The organism is Streptococcus sp. 27098_8_109, assembly GCF_041432295.1.
In the GTDB taxonomy this organism is placed as follows: domain Bacteria; phylum Bacillota; class Bacilli; order Lactobacillales; family Streptococcaceae; genus Streptococcus.
Genome location: NZ_JAPVZJ010000004.1, coordinates 94,623 through 116,272, shown reverse-complemented (window position 1 = coordinate 116,272; position 21,650 = coordinate 94,623). Strand labels below are relative to the sequence as shown.

The window sequence follows — 21,650 nt, the reverse complement described above, 5'->3', positions numbered from 1 at the left end:
CCTCAAATTATTATTGTATCATTTTTATCTACTTTATAGAAGAAAAATGTTAAAGGGAATTGCCTTCTTTCGACACTTTTATCTCTAATAAACTTTCTCCAAAAATGAGTAGACCTTCTAAAATTTCATAGTCCTTCTTGTTTCGAACATCAAATACAACTTCCATTAATCCCTTATTCTCAGCTATGGCTGCTTTTAAATTCGTTGCGGATAAAGCTTTAAAATAATCTTGAGCCAAAAACAGTCGTTGAGTGACTTTTTCAAATTGAACTGTAATCTTATTCTCTTTTCTTTCTACACGTTGAACAAAGACCTTGTCCAAATATGACTTGACTAAACCAATCTCTAAAAGATAAGCAACCACATCTGGGTATTCTCCAAAACGGTCCATCAGCTCTTCTTGTAACTCCTCATAATTGACACGGTTGTCAATTTGACGAATTTTCTTGTAAATTTCAATCTTATGTCGTTGATCAGAAATATAGGTATCAGGAAGATAGGCATCAATTTGTAAAATCAACTCAGAATTCCCTTTGGTTCTTGTGTTCACATTACCATGTCGTTTAGCAATAGCTTCCTCCAATAACTGCGAATACAATTCAAAACCAACAGAATCAATGAAACCAGACTGGGATTTTCCTAAAAGATTTCCTGCTCCGCGAATCGAAAGATCTCGCATTGCAATCTTAAATCCAGAGCCCAATTCTGTAAATCCTTTGATCGCTTCTAATCTCTTCTCGGAGACTTCACTGATTGATTTTTCTGGACGATACATGAGATAGGCATAAGCAATACGATTACTACGACCGACTCTTCCTCTTAACTGATACAAGGTTGACAAGCCCATATGGTCCGCATTTTCAATAAATAAAGTATTAGCATTTGGAATGTCCACCCCTGTCTCAATAATGGTAGTAGTCACTAAAATATCATACTGACCTTCAATGAAATCCAGTAGAGTATTTTCTAACTGAATCTCACTCATTTGCCCATGAACATAACCAATCGAAGCATCTGGAATCAACTCCTGTAATTCGGAAACCTTCTGGTCAATCGTGTCAACTTTATTGTAAAGATAGTAAACTTGACCTCCACGCTCCATTTCACGCAAGACAGCATCACGAATCACACTATCATTCTTTTCTAAAACATAGGTTTGCACTGGATAACGATTAGTCGGCGGAGTTTCAATAACAGACAAATCTCTGATTCCCAGCATAGACATGTGAAGGGTACGAGGAATTGGCGTTGCTGTCAAGGTCAGGACATCTACTTGTTTTTTCAGTTCTTTCAAGGTTTCCTTATGCTTGACACCAAATCGCTGTTCCTCATCAATAATCATCAAACCCAAATCAGCAAACACAACATCTTTTGACAAAACACGATGTGTTCCAATTAAAATATCAACTTGACCCTTTTTCAATTTTTCAAGTGTTTCAGTCTGCTCTTTTTTACTTCTAAAGCGACTCAACACATCAATATTAACTGCAAAATTTTGGAATCGTTCCTTAAAATTCGTATAGTGCTGTTGCGCTAAAACCGTCGTCGGAACTAGAACGACAACCTGTTTGTGATCATTGACTGCCTTAAAGGCTGCACGCATAGCAACTTCAGTCTTTCCAAAACCAACATCCCCAACTAAAAGTCGATCCATTGGTTGAGAAGCCTGCATATCTCTCTTGATTTCCTCAACACTACGAAGTTGATCATCCGTTTCAACATAAGGGAAGGCATCATCAAAAGCATGTTGATCCTCATCATCAGCTGAGAAAGCAAAACCCTTCAACTGACTACGCTCAGAATAAAGTTTGATTAAATCGTCAGCTATATCCTCTACCTGGTTCTTTACTTTTTGCTTGGCCTTTTTGAAATGACCGTCATTTAATTTATTGAGTTTTGGCGCTTTACCATCACTTGAAACATATTTAGACAGTAGATGAATCTGTTCTACTGGGATAGAGATTTGATCCCCATTTTGATACTGCACACTGACATAATCGCGGTGTATCCCTTTGATTTCAATGGTTTCAATTCCTAAATATTGACCAATCCCATGGATATGATGGACAACGTAGTCCCCTTTTTCAAGTTCATTGTAATCTTTTAATCTCTCTGCGTTTGAAACATGTTGTCTTCGAAAACGACGTTTCAATTTCTTTTGAAAAATCTCATGTTCAGTTATCAATAAAATCTTTTCATCTACAAAATGAAAACCATGTCTGAGATTACCCTCGATTAAGTTTACAGATTCTTTACAAATACTTGACTTATCTCTGGAATCCAATTTAATCTGATATTCCTCTAAAACATCCTCCAATGTTTTACTTCCCATTGAATTGCTAGACTGCAGAATAATAGTGTAATCCATTTTTTTGTATCTCTCAATTTCTTCTTTTAGAAAAGAAAATTGATTGAAAAATTCTTGCATAGGATATTGATTAAATTGATAAATTTGGTCAAACTTGAGATTGCCTAAACCCTTTTGCAGATTAGAGAAAAAGGTAACCGGACTCTGTTTTTTATAGATTTGCTCTGTATCTGCAAAATACTGCATCTCAGAAAATGCTTTACTGTTCTGTAACTCTTCCGTAAAGTATTGTGCTAACTCCCTTTCAAAGACTTCATACTGATTCATCAATTTCTGATAATCATCAAAGAATACTGGGGTATCTTTTTCAATATAGTCAAAAACAGTCCATATCTTGTCATAACACAAAGATAAAAACTTCCTAGAATCTAAATGCATTTGTTTTTGATGAAAACTTGAAAGAATTTCTTCTAAGTATGATTTTAAAATAGGTGATAACGTTTTTGAAATTTGTTTTTCTAAAGCAGACTGTCCTCGTTGATAATCCTTTTCTCTCAAAAGCATATCACTAGCTGGAAAGATAGTAAGTTCTGTCTGATTTTCTTTCGATAATTGTGTTTCGACCTCAAATGACCTGATACCATCAATTTCATCACCAAAAAACTCAATTCGGCAAGGTTCTAACTGGGATATTTCAAAAATATCTAAAATATCTCCTCGAAGACTAAACTCTCCCTGAGTTTGTACTTGTGTAACTTTTCGATAGCCAATTTCCTTCAACTGATGGATAATCGCGTGTTGATCATATTCTTCACCAACTGAGATTTTTACAATACTATCTTTGAATACATTTGGATACGGTAAAATCAATCGACTTGCTGCGATATTACAAACTAAAATTCCTCTCTTAGATGAATCAGTCAAAAAACGCAAGGCTTCAACCCGTGAAATGATTTTTTCTTGTGAAGACATCAAAAACTCGACCATCGGGGAGTCATCTACCAAAAATGGATAGACAAGTTCCTCACCCAAGATAGAGATAAGATCACTAACAAGTCCTTCTGCTTCTCCATAAGTTGACGTCAATAACACAATCTTATCTTCTTTTTCTAGACTGCTTGCAATTGCAAGAGCCTTAGTAGACGTTGATAAACCAAGTATTAGTTGTCTTTTCTTATCTGTCAGATTTTGATGCCATTTTTTAACCTGATCATTTTCTGAGAATAAATCTAATAAGGTCACCATTTATCCGTTATACCTCTGCATCGTTTTTTCAAAGTTTTTCTCTTGTAAATAGTAGTTTACAGAATCGTCAACTTTGTCAATAGACTGTAAAATACCAATATAATCATCCTTGTCAAAGGTACTCAAAACATGGTTAACAACTGACATGCCATTTTTAGGTCTTCCGATTCCAATCTTAACACGGTTAAAGACCTGAGTTCCAATATGTTGAATAATAGACTTGATACCATTATGACCACCTGCGGATCCCTTTGCTCTTAAACGAATCTTTCCAACTTCCATGTCAAGATCATCGTAAATGATGAGTAAATCTTCAATATCTAAACCATAATAAGTCAATAAAGCATGAACCGCTTTTCCACTTTCATTCATAAATGTCGTTGGTTTGACAAGATAAATTTTTTCTCCATTTAGGAAAAAGGATGCTAGATCAGATTGAAATATCTTATCATGTGTAAAAGTGACATTCTGTTTCTTCGCTAGTTGGTCAATCAACATAAATCCAACATTGTGTTTTGTTTCAAAATATTTATCCCCTGGATTTCCTAATCCTACAAGTAATTTGGTCATTTATTTTTCCTTTCAAAAGCCAAAAGGGTTGGAATTTTTTTCCAACCTAATTGACACTATTCATTAATTTTTTTAGACATTAAAGCGGAATTCCATGATATCACCGTCTTGGACGATATATTCTTTTCCTTCCTCACGCAAGCGTCCAGCTTCTTTTACGGCCTTTTCAGATCCGTATTTCACTAGATCCTCATATGACATGGTTACTGCACGAATAAATCCTTTTTCAAAGTCTGAGTGGATAATACCAGCTGCTTGAGGAGCCTTCATACCACGTTTGAAGGTCCAAGCGCGAACCTCTTTTTCACCAGCTGTGAAGTAAGTTCCCAATCCAAGTAAGTGGTAAGCTGCACGAGTCAACTTGTCAACGCCTGACTCTGTCAAACCAAGTGCTTCAAGAAACTCTTGCTTATCTTCTTCGTCTAACTCAGAAATTTCTTCCTCAGCACGCGCAGAAATAACAACTACTTCAGCATTTTCTGTCGCTGCGAATTCACGAATTTGTTTAACATAGTCGATAGAGTCAGGTTCTGAAACAACATCCTCATCCACATTGGCAACATAGAGCACTGGTTTAGTCGTCAAAAGGAAGAGACCTTTGACAACTTTTTGTTCTTCATCTGTAAATTCAATAGTTCGAGCTGATTTTCCATCTTCTAGGACTGGTTTAATCTTTTGAAGAACATTAAACTCAGCTACTGATTCTTTATCTTTTTGCGTACATGCCATCTTTTCTACACGCGCATAACGCTTATTAACTGATTCTAAGTCAGCAAGAATCAACTCCAGGTTAATAGTATCAATATCTGCAAGTGGATCCACAAAAGCATCTTCACGTCCTTGCTCGCGCATCACATTTTCATCATCAAAAGCACGAACTACGTGAACAATCGCGTCTACTTCACGGATATTAGCCAAGAATTTATTCCCTAGCCCTTCTCCTTTTGAAGCTCCTTTTACAATTCCTGCGATATCTGTAAATTCAAATGTTGTTGGAACTGTCTTTTTAGGAGTGATCATTTCAGTCAATTTTTGTAGGCGTTCATCTGGAACCTCAACCATTCCAACGTTTGGATCAATCGTCGCAAATGGATAGTTTGCAGCCTCTGCTCCTGCTTTTGTAATTGCATTAAATAGTGTTGATTTACCAACGTTTGGCAAACCAACGATACCTGCTGTTAAAGCCATATTTTCTCATTCTCCGTTTTCATTTCAATCCCTAATATTATAACACAAAAAGGGAAAACTTGCTAACCCTCTAACTGAGGGGTTTCAGTCAATAATTTTATTCATTTTTCGATCAAAATCATAGCGCCCCATCATGACAACATGGTCACAATTGCTACATTTAATTTTGATATCTGCTCCTACACGTGTAATTTCCCAACGATTGGCCTTTTTACCTGTTGACTTGATGGTGCAAGCATGTGGTTTTTTCATTTCAACAAAATTTCCAACTTGATACATACTACTCTCCTTCTCTTTTTAGATTATATCATAAAAGAGGCGAGCCAGGCTCAACCTCTTTCACTTAATTTGTACGAACTGGTGTAATGAGCTGCATGAAGTCTTCATCAGTGTCTGCTGGCACAAGAGTAAATGGACGAACAGCTGAGATAAAGCTAATGGTCACCTTTTCGCTATTTAAAGCCTTAAGAGAATCAATCAAGTAAGTTGGGTTGAAACTAATAGTCAAATCTTCACCAGTCACCTGATCAGTATCGATTTCTTCGTTTACTTTACCAACTTCTGGAGAATGAACATGGGCGCTAACAATACCACCTTTAATTTCAAGCTTCACAGTACCATTTTGAGTCGCACTTGATAAAAGGCGAGCACGCTCCATTGACTGACGTAAGTTTACCACATCAAAAGTAATAGTAGTGTTAAAGTCTGTCGGAATCAAGCGATCTGTATCAGGATAGTTACCTTCTAACAAACGAGTATAGAAGCTAATATTTTCGCTTCTAAAGAGGATTTGATTGTTGGCAAAGAAAATCTCTACAGTTTCAATATCGTCTGTAAATACTGCTGAAAATTCGCGTAGAGAACGGCTAGGAATCACGACATCAAAATCATCACTATTTTTTTCAAGAGTCAATTTTTTCTGGCTTAGACGATGAGAGTCTGTTGCAACTGTTTTTAACTCTTTGTGTTGGCTCAATACAAAATGAACACCTGTTAAAATTGGACGACTTTCTTGTGTACTTGCAGCAAAAGCTGTTTCATTGATAATTTTCTTAAGTAATTTTGTTTCAAGAACCAAAGGAGTGCTTGCTGAAATTTCTTGGATTCGTGGATATTGCTCGCTATCTTTTCCTTTTAGGGTAATTTCTGATTTGCCACTAGTTAAAACAATTTGGTTTTGTTCAATTTCTTTAAAATCAAGAGTCACATCAGGTAGACTAGATACCACATTGATGAAGAAAGAAGCTTCAAGAAGGATCGAACCTAAAGAAGTAATTAACAAACCAGCATCTTCATTTTTTTGAGAAATAAAATTTTCAATTGAAATTTGACCATTTGAACCAATTAAAGTAACACCTTCATTGGTTACGTCAATTTTGACGGTTGATAAAATAGGAATGGCATTTTTAGAGCTAATAGCTCTCTTAGTAGTATTTAAGGCTTGTAGAAATAAATTTTTATTAATTGAAAAATGAATCATGGATTCTCCTTTATTTATTTTTAGTATTAGAAGGATAATAGTAATAATAGAGTCTGTGAAATCTGTGGAAAACAGACTTTAAACAAGTCATATCAAGTTTTTGGGCTTGTTTAAAAAATGTGGATAAAAAAGATAATAAAGTAAAAGTTATCCACAAGTTATTTGATTTTCTTTTTGATTGATTCAATTTCTAAACGTAAATTATCGTCTTCATCAATCAAAGATTTAATTTTGGCATGGGCATGAATGACTGTTGTGTGATCTTTACCACCAAATTCCTTCCCAATTTTTGGAAGACTATTATCTGTTAGTTCTCTAGATAAATACATGGCTACTTGACGGGCTAACACAATATTTTGAAGGCGTCTGCTTCCCTTCATTTCTTTGACGCTGACACCATAAAAGTTACCAACTTCATTTTGGATTTTATCAATTGGGATGACGAGCATTTGGCTAACATCTTGTTTGCGTGCCCTAATAGCCTCTGCAGCGATATCGATAGTGATATCCTTAATCTTCTTCACTCGGGCGATTAAAGTGATGTCGTTGATTGCTCCTTCAAGTTCTCGGACGTTTGAATCAAATTGACCAGCTAGGTATTCTAGGGTATCACTTTGGAAATGGTAGTCTAAATTCTCTGTTTTGCTTTGTAAAATGGCAATACGTGTCTCAAAGTCAGGTGGTGTGATATTTTGCGTCAAGCCCCAGCTAAAGCGCGTGACAAGTCTTTCTTCAAGGCCCTCTAAGTGTTTAGGGCTACGATCACTAGTCAGAACAATTTGTTTTTGATTGTTATGGAGAACATTGAAAGTATTGAAAAATTCTTCCTGAGTTGCAACTTTTTTTCCACTCAGCGATTGAATATCATCAATTAACAAGAGATCGAGGCTACGGTAGGTTTTTTTGAACTTATCCATTTCACCCAGTCTCAGATGTTCAAGAAAGTCGTTTATAAAGCTTTCAGCAGGAATGTACTTCACACGCGCATCAGGAATATTTTTCAAAATCTCATTCCCAATGGCATTGAGTAAGTGAGTCTTACCAAGCCCAGGTCCTCCATAGATAAAAAGAGGATTATAGGTCAAGGCCAAATCTTCAGAGACAGCCAGGGCGGCTGATACTGCCCAAACATTTCCATCCCCTTGGATAAAATTATCAAAGGTATACTTTTCTTTTAATCCAGTATCCGAATAAGGAATAGATGCTAACTTTGGACTATAGTCATAGAGAGTTGAATTTGGAGCTTCTTCAACTTGTGGGATAATCGTATCTTGAGGCTTGGTGAAAATATAGTGGGGAGTTATTTCAGCATCATAAATCTCAAAACCAGCTACTACAATGATATCTTTTAGTTGTTTTTCCCAGACCATTTCCATTTCAGATCGTGGTAAAAATATAGTGGCAACATTTTCTTCTACCTTAATGAGTTCAGCTTGAATAGCATAGAAATCATACATGGAACGAGTTAGTCTTTCTTGTGCAAATTCTAATATACGATTCCAAAATTGTTTTTCTTTCAATCCTTTCTCCTCCTTTACTATTTAAAAGTTTAATGCTAGATTTATTTTACCATAGATAGCAAGAATTTTCCACAAGCTGTGAAAAATAATCCACAATGTTATCAAGTTTTATCCACAGGTTGGGGATAAAATCAGAAACTATTGATTTATGAAGCTTTTTTTTGAAAAAAATAGTGGATAACCTTGTGAGATAAAAAAATAAAAGAACAGCCTTATTTCAGGCTGTTGATAATTCTACTGTATTCTTCTTGGTTTGAGAAAGCAATAATGATTTTTCCACTATCTTTTTTAGACAGTTTGATTTCTACATCTAATCCGAGTATTTTTTTTAACTGTTCTTCTTCATTTTGTATGAAATAATCATTTTTTTGCAGTTTCTTTTGTTTTTTCTCTGTCAGAAGAGCTTCTAACTTCCTTACAGAAATGTCTTCTTCTATGATTCGTTGAAAGAAATAGTCTTGTTGTTCCTTATTTAACCCAACTAGAGAACGCGCATGGGCTTGTGATAGTTTGCCGTTTTCTATTTCTGAGAGGATCTGTTCTGGCAAGGACAGCAAGCGAATAGAGTTGCTGATATATGGACGAGACTTGCCCATTTTATCTGCAATTTCAGCATGGGTAAATCCTTTCTCTACAAGAGATTCATAGGCTCGTGCTTCTTCTATTGGATTTAAATTTTCTCTTTGCAAATTTTCAATGATGGACTGGACCATCATCTCTTGATCTGAAAGCTGTTTAACAACAGCTGGGATAGACGTTAGACCAGCTAAAAGTGAAGCCCGATAGCGTCTCTCTCCTGCAAGGATTTCATAACCAATAACAGGAGATTGACGAACAATAATCGGTTGAATGACCCCATTTTCTTTGATAGACTGTGCTAGTTCATGTAGTTTTTCTCCATCAAATTCTTTTCGAGGTTGATAGGGATTTTTTTGTATATCCGTGATAGAAATCATTTCAAATTTTTCCATGATTCTACACTAACATATCTTTTCTCTTATGTAAAGCTTTCTTTACATAGATGTCAATTAAGATTCTAAATCACCTGAACTCTTGTCAAGTTTAATAGATGTAGTTTCTTCTTTACCGTTACGATAGTAAGTTATTTTAATGGTATCTCCGATAGAATGATTGTAAAGAGCACTTTGTAAGTCTGTTGATGAAGCAATTTCCTTGTCATCTACTTTTGTAATAACATCGTATTTTTCAAGGTGACCATTGGCAGGCATATTACTTTGCACAGAACGAACAACTACACCAGATGTTACATTGCTTGGAATATTCAGTCTTCTAATATCACTTGTATTAATATTTGAGAGATTGACCATTTGAATTCCCAAAGCTGGACGAGTAACTTTTCCGTTCTTTTCCAACTGTTCAATAATATTGATAGCATCATTTGCAGGGATTGCAAAACCAAGACCTTCTACAGATGTTCCTCCATTTGTGGCAATTTTACTTGAGGTAATTCCGATAACCTGTCCTTGAATATTGATTAGTGGGCCACCAGAGTTACCTGGGTTAATAGCAGTATCAGTTTGGATGGCTTTTGTAGAAATGGCTTGTCCATCTTCAGATTTTAAAGATACATTTCGATTAAGACTAGATACGATACCTTGAGTGACAGTATTAGCATATTCAGAACCTAATGGGCTACCGATGGCAATAGCAGTTTCTCCTACGGTTAACTTGCTAGAATCACCAAATTCAGCTACTGTTGTCACTTTTTCTGAAGAGATTTTGACGACAGCAATATCAGAGAAAGTATCAGCTCCGACGATTTCTCCAGGTACTTTAGTTCCATCTGACAAACGAATATCTACTTTGCTGGCACCATTTATAACGTGATTGTTGGTGACGATGTAAGCTTCTTTATCATTCTTTTTATAAATAACCCCAGATCCTTCACTAGAGATTTGCTGAGAATCTGTGTCAGTATCATCATTACCAAATACGCTATTTTGTCTGTTTGCTGAATAAGTAATAACAGAAACAACGGCATCTTTTACTTTGTTAACAGCCTGTGTTGTTGAATTTTCATTCTTATAGGCAGTCTGTGTAATAGTACTATTGTTGTTAGAGGTACTTTCAGTACTTTTTTGAGTTAGTTGGTTTATTGAAAAGCTACCCAAGGCTCCACTAAAAAAGCTAATGACGATAACGACTAATAATTGAAACCCTTTTTTGTAAAATGTTTTTAAATGTTTCATATTTGCCTCCATATGTTTGAAATTACTGAAAGTATAAACTGACTAGCTTAATTATAACTTAAACACAAAAGTTTTACACAGATTGTGGATAACTTTAAAAAATCTGTGGTTTTCTCGGCTAAAATTAACCTTTTATTTTGTGAATAAGATGTGAAAAAATAGAGAATATGTTAGAATAGAATCATGAAAATTAAAGTTGTAACAGTTGGGAAACTGAAAGAAAAATATTTAAAAGATGGCATAGCAGAGTATTCAAAACGAATTTCTCGATTTGCTAAGCTTGAAATGATAGAGCTAGCAGATGAAAAAACACCAGATAGGGCCAGTGAATCAGAAAATCAAAAGATTTTAGAAATAGAAGGTCAGAGAATTTTATCAAAAGTTGGTGACCGTGATTTTGTTATTGTGTTAGCCATTGAAGGGAAAACTTTCTCCTCAGAAGAATTTAGTAAGCATTTAGAAGAAGCTTCTATAAAAGGATTTTCTACTCTTACTTTTATTATTGGAGGGAGTCTGGGATTAGCACAGGATGTAAAAAAGAGAGCCAATCTCTCTGTTAGTTTTGGTCGTTTAACCTTGCCCCATCAGTTAATGAGACTAGTCCTTGTTGAACAAATCTATCGCGCTTTTACAATACAGCAGGGCTCGCCCTATCATAAATAGAAAATTGACTTTCAATTGAATTTTTGGTAGAATAGACATGTTAGGTCTCATAGCTCAGCTGGATAGAGCATTCGCCTTCTAAGCGAACGGTCGCAGGTTCGAATCCTGCTGGGATCAATATAGTAGCAAAGCTGGGAATTTTCCCAGCTTTTTTCTTAAAAAAGTACACTTGGGGAGAAAAAATTGACAGTTGAGAGAATTTTATATAAAACGAAATTCCATTTTGTATAATAGTTTTTGTAAGTTAGCTTACAAAAAAACATTTTAGGAGATTTTATTATGAAAAACACAGTTAAATTGGAACAGTTTGAAGCCTTGAAGGAAAAAGACTTGCAAAAAATTCAAGGTGGGGAGATGAGGAGAATAGATAAAATGTTCATTAATTTTCTTAAAAGAAGATAAGGGAGTGTCAGAATGAATTTTTTCTTAGTAGTAGATTTTATATTATATTTTTTTATTATTAGTCACAGTTACAGTTTAATTTGCAAAGGTAAAATAAAAACAAAGGAACTATACGTTTTTGGTGCTTATACATTACTAGTAGAAATAGTACTTAGCCTTCCCTTTTATCTTCTACATTTAGATGAATTAGGGATTGTAACATTTTTATTTCCTTTGATGCTATATTCCTATTTTAAATGGATTAAACAGTATGAGAGGGATAGAGGACTATTCCTAAGTTTACTACTATCTCTTTTATATGAGAGCACTCATACCTTTCTGTCTGTAACTTTTTCCTCTATAACAGGAGACAATTTTGTTTTACAATATTATGACCTATTCTTTTTAGTTGTAACGGTGTTGACTTATGTCGTTATCGTAACAATCATTCGTTATTTCCATTTAGAACTAAACTATTTTGATAAGGACTATCTCTATCCTTTCTTGAAAAAAGTATTTTTTGCCTTACTACTGCTCCATATTGTATCTTTCGTTTCAGATATGGTAAGTACGATTAAACATTTGAATAGTTTTGGAAGTATTTTATCATCTATTGTCTTTATTTCTCTCCTTTTGACCTTCTTTGCAATGAATTCGCATAAAGAACAAATGGAAAAAGAGATTGCTTTAAAGCAGAAGAAATTTGAACAGAAACATTTACAGAATTACACAGATGAAATTGTCGGTCTGTATAATGAAATCCGTGGTTTTCGACATGACTATGCTGGAATGCTTGTCAGCATGCAGATGGCAATTGACAGTGGTGATTTACAGGAAATTGACAGAGTTTACAATGAAGTTTTGGTCAAAGCCAATCATAAACTGCGTTCAGATAAGTATACTTACTTTGATTTGAACAACATAGAAGATTCAGCTTTACGAAGTTTGGTTGCTCAGTCCATTGTCTATGCTCGAAATAATGGTGTAGAGTTTACACTGGAAGTAAAAGATACGATTACCAAGCTCCCAATTGAACTATTGGATTTGGTTCGTATCATGAGCGTTTTATTGAACAATGCTGTTGAAGGTTCAGCTGATAGCTATAAAAAGCAGATGGAAGTAGCAGTTATTAAGATGGAAACTGAAACAGTGATTGTGATTCAGAATTCATGCAAAATGACGATGACTCCTTCAGGAGATCTATTTGCTTTAGGATTCTCAACTAAGGGAAGAAATCGCGGAGTAGGATTAAATAATGTGAAAGAACTACTAGATAAGTACAACAATATTATTTTAGAAACAGAGATGGAAGGCAGTACATTTAGACAAATTATTAGATTTAAGAGGGAATTTGAATGAAAGTTTTAATTTTAGAAGATGTTATTGAACATCAAGTGAGACTAGAGAGAATATTGGATGAAATTTCGAAAGAATCGAATATTCCAATATCATACAAGACAACGGGAAAAGTTCGTGAGTTCAAGGAATATATTGAAAATGATGAAGTAAATCAACTTTATTTCCTAGATATTGATATTCATGGGATTGAGAAAAAGGGATTTGAAGTGGCTCAACTCATTCGTCATTACAATCCTTACGCTATTATCGTCTTTATCACCAGTCGATCAGAGTTTGCGACTCTGACATATAAATACCAGGTATCAGCCCTAGATTTTGTTGATAAGGATATCAACGATGAGATGTTTAAGAAGCGAATTGAGCAAAATATCTTCTACACGAAGAGTATGTTACTTGAAAATGAAGATGTTGTAGATTATTTTGACTACAATTATAAGGGCAATGATTTAAAAATTCCTTACCATGATATTTTGTATATTGAAACGACAGGTGTCTCTCATAAATTGCGCATTATTGGTAAGAATTTTGCCAAAGAGTTCTATGGAACAATGACAGATATTCAGGAAAAGGATAAACATACCCAACGATTTTATTCTCCTCATAAGTCATTTTTGGTAAATATAGGCAATATCAGAGAAATTGACCGAAAGAATCTAGAAGTTGTTTTCTATGAAGACCATCGTTGTCCTATTTCAAGGTTAAAAATTAGAAAATTGAAAGATATTCTAGAGAAAAAATCTAAAAAGTGATTGACAATTAGTAAGAAATTGATATAATGGTTATATCTGCTACAGATAGAAGGTCCGTTGGTCAAGGGGTTAAGACACCGCCTTTTCACGGCGGTAACACGGGTTCGAATCCCGTACGGACTATTTTATCCGCCATAGCTCAGTTGGTAGTAGCGCATGACTGTTAATCATGATGTCGTAGGTTCGAGTCCTACTGGCGGAGTATAGATAAAAGGGAACACAACTGTGTTCCTCTTTTTGTATCAATTTGTATCACCAAGCATCTTCATAAGGAAGTCTGTTATTTCTTGAGGACTTTCTTTTTTTCCGTGTGCAATCCAAGTTTGACAGACACCAAAAAGTGCATGAGTTAAATAGATGCTACTATATTCTAATTCAGTGGTATTTAGATTCAGTTGCATAAATCGCTTTTGTAAATCTGTACTGAGCATGATATGAAGTTTATTTCGTAAGAAATTTTGGATTTCTTTCGTCCCATTTTCAGAAAGAAGAGCAGCCAGAAGTGGTTCTGATTCTAGATATTCAAAGACTTCTAGAATAGCGTCTCTTTTGCGCTGAGCATGTTTTTGAAAAATATATTCAAATGTATGAAATAGCTTGCTTTGATAATGCTCAATCATATCATACTTATCCTTATAGTGAGTATAGAAGCTGGAACGACTAATTCCGGCTTTTTCTGCTAACTTGACAGTAGAAATTTGATCAAATGGTTGTTCCATTAGTAATTGAACCATAGCATTTTCAATAGTTCGCTTTGTTTTTAAGCGTTTGTTACTTTCTTGCATATTTCCTCCTTATAAACAAATTAGACTATCTGTCTAAAAATTGATTTTTTATCTTGTAATTTAGATTTTTTAATGTATAATCTATTATATCAAAATTTTAGACAATATGTTTAAAAAAGGAGAAGCTATGTTTAAAGAATGGAAAGCAATTTTTAAAAAACCAACCTTTATTATTGTCATGATAGGGATTTCTCTTATTCCAGCTCTATACAATATCATATTTTTGTCATCAATGTGGGATCCATATGGGCAATTGTCTGACTTACCTGTGGCAGTTGTCAATCATGATAAAGAAGCTTCATATAACGGTAATACCATGGCTATAGGAAAAGACATGGTGTCAAATTTAAAAGAAAATAAAACCTTAGATTTTCATTTCGTGGATGAAGAGGAAGGAAAGAAGGGATTGGAAGATGGCGATTACTATATGGTAGTGACTTTACCAAGTGATTTATCTGAAAAAGCAGCTTCGATTTTAACGGATCATCCAGAGCAAATGCAAATCGATTATCAGACTTCAAGTGGTCATAGTTTTATTGCCAGCAAGATGAGCGATTCTGCGATGACACAATTGAAGCAGAATGTTTCTACCAATGTAACCGAGACCTATACTAAAGCTTTATTTGATAAGATGGTCGAATTAAAGGATGGTATGAGTCAAGCAGCTTCTGGAAGTGAAAAACTAACTGATGGAGCGGATCAGTTAGTGGCAGGTAGTCAAACATTGACTACTAACCTACACTCTTTAGCAGATTCAAGTTTAACATTTTCAAATGGAACGGAGCAGTTTACTAAAGGATTATCCTCTTATGTCTCTGGTGTTGAACAACTTCATCTTGGCTTAGGGAATTTTAATAGTGGTTTAGTTACATATACTGGTGCAGTGAGTCAATTAGATAGTGGGTTAGGTCAATTAGCTTCTAAAAGTCCTGAATTAGTAGGGGGAATCAATCAGTTATATACTGGTGTAGAGGCCTATACTGATGGTGTTTCACAACTCAATACTGGTCTTAATCAATTTTCATCTGGTGTTAGTGCCTATACAAATGGAGTGGGAAATCTTGCAACAGGTGCGAATCAGTTATCTAATCAATCAGCTACACTTCGAATGGGTGTGGAGCAATTAAGTGAAGGGATTCAACAACTTTCTAGCAAGTTAGATACTTCGTCTGAGCAAAAAGATCAAATTAATCAATTATCTTCTGTTCTAAATCAGTTAAATCAAGCCATTCAAAATATTGATGTTGGAGATACAAAACAATTGTCTTCTGTTTTATCAAGTATAGTTTCTCTTTCTAATCAAATGTTAGCAAGTGCTCAGTCTGAAAAAGCAACTTCATTAGCAAATATTCAATCAACAGCAGCTTATAAATCATTGACAAGTGAGCAACAAGCTGAGATAAGTGCTTCTGTATCTCAAAATTCGACTGATAGTATTCAATTGGTTCAGTCAATTATAGCTTTAGTACAAGGTTTACAGGGAAGTTTAGAAAACTTACAAAATCAATCTTCAAATCTTTCGACATTAAAAAATCAAGCTAATCAAGTATTACCGCTTGCTTCTACTTCTTTGACAGGATTATCAAGTGGATTAACAGAAATACAGGGAGCAGTGACGAGTAAACTAGTTCCTGCCAGTCAGTCGATTGCATCAGGTGTAAATGCATATACTGCAGGTGTTGATAAAGTTTCTCAGGGCGCAAGTCAACTAAGTGAAAAGAATTCCACCTTGACAGGTAGTTTGGATCAACTAGTTTCAGGCTCAACTACCTTGACACAAAAATCTTCTAGCTTGACAGCAGGAGTTGGTCAATTAGTTGAAAAAACTCCAGAATTAGTATCTGGTATTGAAAAATTATCAACTGGGTCCAATCAATTGAATCAAAAGAGTCAAGAATTAATGGCAGGAGTTGATAAATTACAATCAGGATCTGGTCAATTAGCAGACAAATCCAGTCAGTTACTTTCAGGTGCTTCTCAATTAGAGAATGGAGCTAATAAATTGGCAGATGGAGCTGAGAAACTAGCAGAAGGTGGAACAAAGTTAACTTCTGGATTGGAAGGTTTACAGACAGGAGTTGCTTCTTTAGGACAAGGATTAGGTAATGCTAGTGATCAACTCAAATCAGCATCTACGGAATCTCAAAATGCAGAGATTTTGTCAAATCCTCTCAATCTTTCCAAAACAGACAATGATCAAGTTCCTGTAAATGGAATCGCAATGGCTCCTTATATGATATCAGTTGCTCTTTTTGTTGTAGCAATATCAACGAATATGATCTTTGCTAAGTTGCCTTCAGGGCGTCATCCAGAGAGCCGTTGGGCTTGGTTGAAATCTCGAGCTGAAATAAATGGTATTATAGCTGTTTTAGCAGGAATTTTGGTATATGGAGGAGTTCATCTTATTGGTCTAACTGCAAATCATGAAATGAGAACATTTACTCTCATTATCCTAACAAGTTTAGCATTCATGTCTATGGTGACTGCTTTAACAACATGGAATAGCCGTATAGGAGCTTTCTTTTCTCTTATTTTGCTTTTATTACAGTTAGCATCAAGTGCAGGTACTTACCCGCTTGCTTTGACAAATGATTTCTTTAGAGCTATTAATCCCTGGTTACCAATGAGTTATTCAGTTTCGGGATTACGACAAACAATCTCTATGACAGGAAATATTCATCACCAAGTTATTTTCCTTGCTGTGATATTAGTACTATTTATTGGTTTAGGTATGCTAGCCTATCAACCTAAGAAAATGGAAGGAGATTAAAAAAATCGACCGATTAACTGGTCGATTTTTTTATGCCTTAGATGACTTTCGTCTGTGATTATAGATTCCAAATAGTAAGAGAGAAGTAAAGGAACAGATTGCTCCAGTAATAAACCCATTAGGAATAAAGGAAAGTGTAATAGTTCCTTTCCCCTTAGGAACGTCAACTTTCATAAAGCCAGTTTGAGCTTGTTTAATTTCTATTTTCTTACCATCTTGGTAGGCAGACCAACCTTTGTCATAAGGAATGGTGAAGAAAATAGACGTATCTTGTTGGACATCATATGTAGCAAAAACCTTATTTTTAGAAGTCGATACCGTTACTGGTTGTTCTTTAATTTTTTGAATTGCCTCAGTTAAAGTTTGGGTATCTAAACGGTAGAAGGTAGGAGATTCAAATGATACTTGTGAATTTTCAGGGAAACTAACATGAATATTGAAAGTTTTTTTCTCTTTTGTATATCCTAGATTAAAGAAGGAGAAGGCATTATCAGTTGTAAAAGTTTTCTTCTCCCCATTGACAAGAATGTCAACCTTCTTTTGTTTATCATTAGAAAAGTGAAGGTTTGTGAAAGAAAGATAAACTTGGCTGTTTTCTGGCACTTCAATTTGATACTGGGTTGCTGCATCCTCATTTGAAGAACTTGTAACACTGATCAAATTATCAGTATTTTCAGTTTTTTCATAGGGTATTGGAGAAAAATAATCAAAATTGACGTTAGCAAGTTGATTTAAAAATGAGGCCTGATTATCCAAGGTATGTTCATTGAAATTGACATCATTGTAAACAGATTGACTAGCAAATGCAATCGGAAGAGAGTATTGATTTTCATATAGGGTAAGATTATCTTTTTGATAGATATCTTTAAAACCATACTTATCAATAGGACTGTCTGAGATATTGTACTGGATACCAAATAAACTATCAGCCAAAATACTATTATTTGCATAGCGGAGATTGAGATTAGTCCCAGAGGATTTAAACCCAAGTTTATCCAAAGTAGAGCTTGCTGAACGATTTCGAACAGATGAAAATTGAGAGATTCCATTGTAGTTGAATTTCATACTGTCATTTCCTGTCTGAGTTTGTAGTTTTTCAGTACGAGTAAATTGATTTCCAATATCTGTTGAGAAAGATTCCATAGCTGGGATATCTCGATTATATGAACTTCGAGAAGCAAAACTCCATTCTTTAGCAATTCCGTCCATTTGAGATGAAGCATTTAAACTCATTTCAACCATTATAAATAAAGAGATTAGAATGGCAAATAGATTTACAGAGATAAACTTTTTGATAACTGCAAGGAGTAAAAGCGAATAGACAACCAAAAATTCAAGAGTAAGCAGAATATTCAAATCTGTTAAAAAAGAATAATGCGATTTTAGATAGATGGTAGCTAAAAATCCTGTTACTATAAGAAAAAGCGAAACTAAAAAATTCCAGATTTTAATTTCTTTCAGACGATTTAAGACTTCCGCTGCTGTGTAAATTAACAAGGTAGAGAAAATCCAAGCATAGCGATGTAAAAACATGTTGGGAGTATGCATGCCTTGCCAAAATAAATCAAGAACTTCAATATAAAAGCTTGCAATTAGAAATGTAAAGAAGATTGCATAGATAAGTTTCACGTGAAACTTAATAGATTTCAGCGTAAAAAATAAAATGGTCAAAATAAAGGGAAGTAGTCCAACAAAAATCATTGGGATGGCCCCATACTTTGTTGTATCAAAGGAACCGATGAATTGCTTAGCAAAAAGATCAAGATACCAGCTACTTTCAGTTTGAAACTTTGTAACTTCAGTCAATTTTTCCCCATGTGTCTGTAAATCAAACAGAGTAGGAAGAGTCAGAATCAAACTAGCCATACCAGCTAAAACGGAGGTGATTATGAAATCAAGAAAAGATGATTTTCGGGTTTTAAAGTCCCAAGAAATTTGACAGAGATACCAGAAAATAAGAAACAATGCTGTCATATAGCCAAAATAATAGTTTTGGATAAATAAGATTGACAGACTTGTAAAGTACAATAGGAATTTCTTTTCAGTGATGAGTAGCTGTAAACCAGTTATAATTAAAGGAATCAAGATAAAAACATCTAGCCAGGTTTTTATCTCTAATTGACTGACAGTGAAACTCATCAGAGCATAGGAAGTAGATAAAGCTAGTTTTAAAGGCTTAGGAATCGATTGAAATAGTTTATTTAAACTAAAGTAAGTTGACAGTCCAATCAATCCAAATTTTAAGAGAGTTGTCAGATAGACAGCATCTGGCATATTAGTTATATCAAAAAAGTAAACTAGTGGTGAAAGGAAACTACCCAAGTAATAACTAGATAGGGCATAGAAATTCAATCCGAGGCCACTTGTAAAGGTGTAGAACAAACTACCATTTCCGTGTAGGATATTTCTTAGAGCTATATCAAAAATAACGTATTGATGAAACCCATCTCCTAATAGTGGAGATGTATCGCTATTCCAGTAGATACCTTGAGATAGATATACTCCTATCATAATGATTATGGGAATGATGAAAGAAACAAAATAGGTCCAATATGTTTTAAAAAATAATTTCATGTTACCTCATAAAATGTTAGAAAACTCAGCTGGTTAACCCAACTGAGTTTTGAATTTTTTTAGTCTTTCCAAAGTTCTTTAACTTTTGCTTGTACTTCTGCATTCTCTAGGAATTCATCATAGGTTTCATCGATACGGTCAATGACGCCATTTTTAGACAAAACAATGATATGGTTGGCTAGAGTTTGAATAAACTCGTGGTCATGGCTGGCAAAGATGATTGATTCTTTAAAGTTTTTCAATCCATCATTCAAGCTTGAGATAGATTCCAAGTCCAAGTGATTGGTTGGATCATCAAGTACAAGGACATTTGATTTTAAGAGCATAAGTTTTGAAAGCATGACACGAACTTTTTCTCCCCCTGACAAGACGTTTACAGGTTTGTTAACCTCATCCCCAGAGAAGAGCATACGGCCGAGGAAGCCACGTAGGAAAGTATTGTCATCTTCTTCTTTACTTGCGAATTGACGCAACCAGTCAAGGATTGACTCTCCTCCTGCAAAATCAGCTGAGTTATCTTTTGGCAAGTATGAACGGCTAGTAGTTACTCCCCACTTGACAGTTCCTTCATAGTCAATGTCCCCCATGATGGCACGAATTAATGCAGTCGTTTGGATGTCATTTTGTCCAATAAGCGCTGTCTTATCACCTGGACGCAAGATGAAACTAATATTATCTAAGATAGTTTCGCCATCAATCTTTACAGTTAGATTTTCTACTGTCAAGAGATCATTACCGATTTCACGTTCCGCTTTAAAGTTGATAAATGGATATTTACGACTAGATGGCACAATCTCTTCAAGTTCAATTTTATCAAGCATTTTCTTACGTGATGTTGCTTGTCTTGATTTAGAAGCATTGGCAGAGAAACGGGCAACGAATTCTTGCAATTGTTTAATTTTTTCTTCTGCTTTAGCATTACGGTCTGCTAGCAATTTAGCAGCGAGCTCAGAAGATTCCTTCCAGAAGTCATAGTTTCCGACATATAGTTTGATTTTTCCAAAGTCAAGGTCGGCCATGTGAGTACATACTTTGTTTAAGAAGTGACGGTCGTGGGATACTACGATAACGGTGTTATCAAAGTCAATCAAGAAGTCTTCTAACCAAGTAATCGATTGGATATCCAAACCGTTGGTAGGCTCGTCCAAGAGAAGAACATCTGGTTTACCAAAAAGTGCTTTGGCAAGGAGAACTTTTACTTTTTCACCGTTGGCCAATTCGCTCATGTTTTGATAGTGCAATTCTTCTGGAATGTTTAGGTTTTGAAGTAGCTGAGAGGCTTCACTTTCTGCTTCCCAGCCCCCAAGCTCGGCAAATTCTCCCTCGAGTTCGGCAGCACGTACTCCATCCTCATCTGAGAAATCTTCCTTCATGTAGATAGCATCTTTCTCTTTCATAATGCTATAAAGTTTTTCATTTCCCATGATAACGACATCAATGGCACGTTCATCTTCATAGTCAAAGTGATTTTGACGAAGAACAGAGAGACGTTCATCTGGACCAAGAGAGATGTGACCAGTAGTAGGTTCGATATCTCCGGCTAAAATTTTTAAGAATGTAGACTTCCCAGCACCGTTAGCACCGATTAATCCATAAGTATTTCCTTCTGTAAATTTGATATTGACATCATCAAAAAGTTTGCGATCACTAAAACGTAGTGAAACATCAGATACTGTAAGCAATGTTTTTCTCCTATATGTGTAATATATTTATTCTACTAGAAAATACAGAAATATTCAAATTTTTATTTGTCAATTTTGTGTAAATAAGATTTACAGTATCCTTTACACAAATCCGTAGATAGCAAGGCTGATTTATTTTGATAAATTACGGTTATTTCATTAAAAA

The 21,650-nt window shown here is 35.0% G+C and carries 16 protein-coding genes and 3 tRNA genes; 8 read left to right on the top strand and 11 right to left on the bottom strand.

Annotation, left to right across the window (positions count from 1 at the left end):
* Window positions 1-49: 49 nt before the first annotated feature.
* The 8 genes from mfd to O3664_RS02955 form a co-directional block, all read right to left on the bottom strand.
* Window positions 50-3,553: a transcription-repair coupling factor gene (gene mfd, locus O3664_RS02990; RefSeq protein WP_265470992.1), complete on the bottom strand. Its 3,504-nt coding sequence runs from the start codon at window positions 3,551-3,553 to the stop codon at window positions 50-52.
* Window positions 3,554-4,123, bottom strand: a complete 570-nt coding sequence (gene pth / locus O3664_RS02985; RefSeq protein ID WP_265465465.1) for an aminoacyl-tRNA hydrolase — start codon at window positions 4,121-4,123, stop codon at window positions 3,554-3,556. It abuts the gene before it with no gap.
* A 72-nt stretch (window positions 4,124-4,195) separates the two neighbouring features.
* Window positions 4,196-5,311 (bottom strand): redox-regulated ATPase YchF, encoded by a 1,116-nt coding sequence (gene ychF, locus O3664_RS02980; protein WP_084928695.1) that lies wholly within the window; start codon window positions 5,309-5,311, stop codon window positions 4,196-4,198.
* Between the two features lie 84 nt (window positions 5,312-5,395).
* A complete protein-coding gene (locus tag O3664_RS02975; RefSeq protein WP_000285186.1) occupies window positions 5,396-5,590 on the bottom strand; it encodes a DUF951 domain-containing protein in 195 nt (64 codons plus the stop codon).
* Between the two features lie 64 nt (window positions 5,591-5,654).
* Window positions 5,655-6,791, bottom strand: coding sequence for a DNA polymerase III subunit beta (gene dnaN, locus O3664_RS02970; RefSeq protein WP_000581174.1), 1,137 nt, complete (start codon window positions 6,789-6,791; stop codon window positions 5,655-5,657).
* A gap of 158 nt (window positions 6,792-6,949) precedes the next feature.
* Complete coding sequence (gene dnaA, locus O3664_RS02965; RefSeq protein WP_033687629.1) at window positions 6,950-8,311, bottom strand: chromosomal replication initiator protein DnaA; 1,362 nt, start codon at window positions 8,309-8,311, stop codon at window positions 6,950-6,952.
* Window positions 8,312-8,523: 212 nt separating this feature from the next.
* Window positions 8,524-9,282, bottom strand: coding sequence for a ParB/RepB/Spo0J family partition protein (locus O3664_RS02960; protein ID WP_084928696.1), 759 nt, complete (start codon window positions 9,280-9,282; stop codon window positions 8,524-8,526).
* A 57-nt stretch (window positions 9,283-9,339) separates the two neighbouring features.
* Entirely contained in the window at window positions 9,340-10,521 is a 1,182-nt protein-coding gene (locus O3664_RS02955; RefSeq protein WP_000681587.1) for a S1C family serine protease, read from the bottom strand.
* A gap of 183 nt (window positions 10,522-10,704) precedes the next feature.
* On the opposite strand from O3664_RS02955, the gene rlmH reads away from it, so the two are divergent.
* From rlmH to O3664_RS02920, 7 genes are all read left to right on the top strand, one after another.
* Window positions 10,705-11,184: a 23S rRNA (pseudouridine(1915)-N(3))-methyltransferase RlmH gene (gene rlmH / locus O3664_RS02950; RefSeq protein WP_049501875.1), complete on the top strand. Its 480-nt coding sequence runs from the start codon at window positions 10,705-10,707 to the stop codon at window positions 11,182-11,184.
* A gap of 43 nt (window positions 11,185-11,227) precedes the next feature.
* Window positions 11,228-11,301, top strand: a tRNA-Arg gene (locus O3664_RS02945).
* A 162-nt stretch (window positions 11,302-11,463) separates the two neighbouring features.
* Window positions 11,464-11,586: a competence-stimulating peptide ComC gene (comC, locus tag O3664_RS02940; RefSeq protein WP_261150256.1), complete on the top strand. Its 123-nt coding sequence runs from the start codon at window positions 11,464-11,466 to the stop codon at window positions 11,584-11,586.
* A 12-nt stretch (window positions 11,587-11,598) separates the two neighbouring features.
* Window positions 11,599-12,924: a competence system sensor histidine kinase ComD gene (gene comD, locus O3664_RS02935; protein ID WP_261012702.1), complete on the top strand. Its 1,326-nt coding sequence runs from the start codon at window positions 11,599-11,601 to the stop codon at window positions 12,922-12,924.
* Window positions 12,921-13,673 carry a competence system response regulator transcription factor ComE gene (gene comE / locus O3664_RS02930; RefSeq protein WP_049546431.1) on the top strand — a complete coding sequence of 251 codons (753 nt, stop codon included), beginning with the start codon at window positions 12,921-12,923 and terminating at the stop codon, window positions 13,671-13,673. Before comD ends, comE begins: the two co-directional genes overlap by 4 nt.
* A gap of 51 nt (window positions 13,674-13,724) precedes the next feature.
* A tRNA-Glu gene (locus O3664_RS02925) sits at window positions 13,725-13,796 on the top strand.
* A 5-nt stretch (window positions 13,797-13,801) separates the two neighbouring features.
* Window positions 13,802-13,875: transfer RNA gene (locus O3664_RS02920), tRNA-Asn, on the top strand.
* A gap of 40 nt (window positions 13,876-13,915) precedes the next feature.
* Here the strand turns inward: O3664_RS02920 and O3664_RS02915 are convergent.
* Entirely contained in the window at window positions 13,916-14,458 is a 543-nt protein-coding gene (locus tag O3664_RS02915) for a TetR/AcrR family transcriptional regulator (protein ID WP_049546912.1), read from the bottom strand.
* 127 nt (window positions 14,459-14,585) lie between these two features.
* On the opposite strand from O3664_RS02915, the gene O3664_RS02910 reads away from it, so the two are divergent.
* On the top strand, window positions 14,586-17,228 hold the full coding sequence (locus tag O3664_RS02910; RefSeq protein ID WP_371613618.1) for a YhgE/Pip family protein: 2,643 nt from the start codon (window positions 14,586-14,588) through the stop codon (window positions 17,226-17,228).
* A 30-nt stretch (window positions 17,229-17,258) separates the two neighbouring features.
* Here the strand turns inward: O3664_RS02910 and O3664_RS02905 are convergent, their stop codons facing one another.
* Window positions 17,259-19,802: a YfhO family protein gene (locus O3664_RS02905; protein ID WP_261150254.1), complete on the bottom strand. Its 2,544-nt coding sequence runs from the start codon at window positions 19,800-19,802 to the stop codon at window positions 17,259-17,261.
* A 59-nt stretch (window positions 19,803-19,861) separates the two neighbouring features.
* Window positions 19,862-21,484 carry an ATP-binding cassette domain-containing protein gene (locus O3664_RS02900; RefSeq protein ID WP_000958774.1) on the bottom strand — a complete coding sequence of 541 codons (1,623 nt, stop codon included), beginning with the start codon at window positions 21,482-21,484 and terminating at the stop codon, window positions 19,862-19,864.
* Window positions 21,485-21,650: the final 166 nt, after the last annotated feature.